1 protein-coding gene is annotated in these 2,501 nt (G+C 67.7%); it reads right to left on the bottom strand.

Annotation, left to right across the window (positions count from 1 at the left end):
* Window positions 1-2,501: beta strand repeat-containing protein (locus tag BR41_RS24775; protein WP_035061502.1), on the bottom strand; the 2,501-nt coding region annotated here is incomplete at both ends.

The following is a 2,501-nucleotide window of genomic DNA, read 5'->3' as shown; positions in this document are numbered from 1 at the left end:
GTGGCGGTGAACGTGCCTTGGCCGCTATTGGGCAGGCCGAGGCCGAGGGTGCCTTGCAAGTTGACGTCGCGACCGGCACCCAGCTGCAGGTTCTGGACGACTTGGGTGGTGCCGGTCAGGGTGGCGTCTTGCCCGGCACGCAGCGTGGCGTTGCCGCCGGCGTTCAGGCTGCCCTGACTATTAATGGATAGATTGCCATTCGTCGCGGTGAGGCTGGCATCGCCGAGCGTGACGAGCTGGTCGTTCACGGTGAGGTTGTTCCCGGCGGTGGCCGTGAGGGTGCCCTTGGTCGAGACCTTGCCGAGCACCGAGTCGCCGCCGGATTGCAGGCGCACGTTGCCCACGCTGTCGGTGGTGCCGGCCAGTGTCAGCGCATTGCCGGCGGTGGCATTCAACACACCGCCGGTTTGCAGGCTGCCGGTGCTGGTCAGGTTTTGCCCGGCTTGCAACGTGGCATCGCCCTTCACCAGCACCGTGCCTTGGGTGATGAGGGTCTGGCCGGTGGTGAGCGTGGCGTTCTGGCCGGCGGCGGTCTGCCCGAACAGGCTGACGTTGCCTTGCTGCCCCGTCACGGTCAGTTGCCCGCCCGCCAAGGTGGCGGTGCTGACGTTGACATCCTGGCCGGCCGTGAGCTGCACGTTGCCAAGCGCTTGCGCCGTGCCGAGGGTGATCGACTGGCCGGCGTTGACTGTGAGATTGCCGCCCGCTTGCGCATTGGCGAGCGCGGCTGCGCCCTGCCCGGCCGTCAGTTGCACATCCTGATTGCCGTGCAGGCTGCCGCTGCCGCTGATCGTTTGCGTCGCGTTGACGCTGGCATTGCCGGTGGCGGCGGCCGTGCCGTCGATGCGTGCGGTGGCGGCATTGAGGGTCAGCTGGCCGGCGTGGGTGGTGGTGCCAGCGGTGATGCTGCCGGTGGCATCGATGCCGGCTTCGCCAGCGGTGGCAGTCAGGGTGGTATCGCTGCCGGACTGCACCGCGCCGCTGATGCGGGCGTTCTGGCCCGCGGTCAGGCTGACCGCTTGCTGGCCGATCAGCTTGGCGGGCTGGGCGACGGTGAGGCTGCCGGTTTGCGCGGTGGCCGTGATATTGCCAACGGCGCTGATCGGGCCAACCAGGAAGAGATCACGTTGCGCTTTTACGTCCAGCTGGCCCGTCGTCAGGACCGTGCCGCCGAGAAGGGCACTGTCTTGCGATTGCAGGCTGATGTTGCCGCCGGACTGCAGCACGCTCACTTGCAACGGGCCACCGCTGGTGACGTTCAGGTCGCCTTGCGTGTGCACGTTGCCGTAGAGGTTGGTTGCGCTGGCGGCCGTGAACGTGGTCGCGCCGACGCTTTCGGTCCAGCCGCCGAGATTCAGTTGGCCGCCGGATTGAACGGTCAGGTTCTGGCCGCTGTAGAGCCCCGCGTTGAGCGTTACGTCGCCCTGCCTGGTCTGGATCGACAGCGGGCCTGCCGCCTGCGTCGTGCCGACGAGGCTGACGGCCTGTTGCGCTTGCAGCCTGGCTTGGCCGTTGCTGACTAGCGCGGCGGACGTATCGACGAACAGGCTGCCGGTTTGCGCCGTCAGCGTGGCGTCGTCGCCGGATTGCAGCTGGCCGGTGAGGCGGACATCTTGCGCGGCAGTGACGGCGATGCTCTTTTGACCGCGCAAGGTTTGGCCGATGGCGACATTGCCGAGCGTGGACTGGGCGGTGACGGCGTCGGCGGCGCTCAGGGCACCGTTCAGTTGCACATCGCGTTGCGCCTGCACGTTCAATTGGCCCAGCGCAGTGACCGTGCCGCCGATGTTGGCGCTGGTCTGCGATTGCAGCGTGGTGGTGCCACCGGATTGCAGCGTGCCAGTCACTTGCAGCGGGCCGCCGCTGGCGATGCTCAGGTCGGTCTTGGTGAGCACGGTGCCGGCGACGGTGGTCGCGCCAGTGCTGGTCAGGGCGGTGGTGGTGCCGCTTTGGGTTTGGCCGGTGATGCTGAGCTGGCCACCGGATTGCGCCGCGAGGGCTTGGCTGCTGTTGAGCTGACCGCTGACGGTCATGTCGCCCGCAGTGGTTTGCAGCGCAAGCGGGCCGGCGGTGTTGATGGTGCCGGGCACGGTGATGGCGTTCTGCGCAGCGATGCTGACGCCAGCGTGGCCGTCGAGCTGGTCTTGGACGGTGACGCTGCCGTGTTGCGCCGTGAGGGTGGCCGCGTTCTGGGCGATGTTCTGGCCGGACAGTTGCAGGTCTTGACCCGCAGTGACGGTCAGCGCGCCGGCTTGGGTTTGCAGGCTGTGTGCTTGCAGCGTGTTGCCGCTGGTGAGGGTGAGGTCTTTGCCGACGGTGGCGGAGTTGGCGATGGTGAGGTTGCCACCCGCTTGGCTGGTCAGGTTGCCAACCACTTGCAGCGCGGCAGTGTGGGTCTGGTCGCCGGTCGAGGTCAGGCTGGCATTGCCGCCGACGCCGATTGCGCCGGTGGTGGTGAGTGCCCCGCCGCTGGTGGCGGTGAGGTTGCCGGTGGATTGCAG

The sequence above is a fragment of the Andreprevotia chitinilytica DSM 18519 genome (genome assembly GCF_000711875.1).
Classification (GTDB): domain Bacteria; phylum Pseudomonadota; class Gammaproteobacteria; order Burkholderiales; family Chitinibacteraceae; genus Andreprevotia; species Andreprevotia chitinilytica.
Note: the sequence above shows the minus strand (reverse complement) of the source record. Positions and strands in the feature narration are given on the sequence as shown.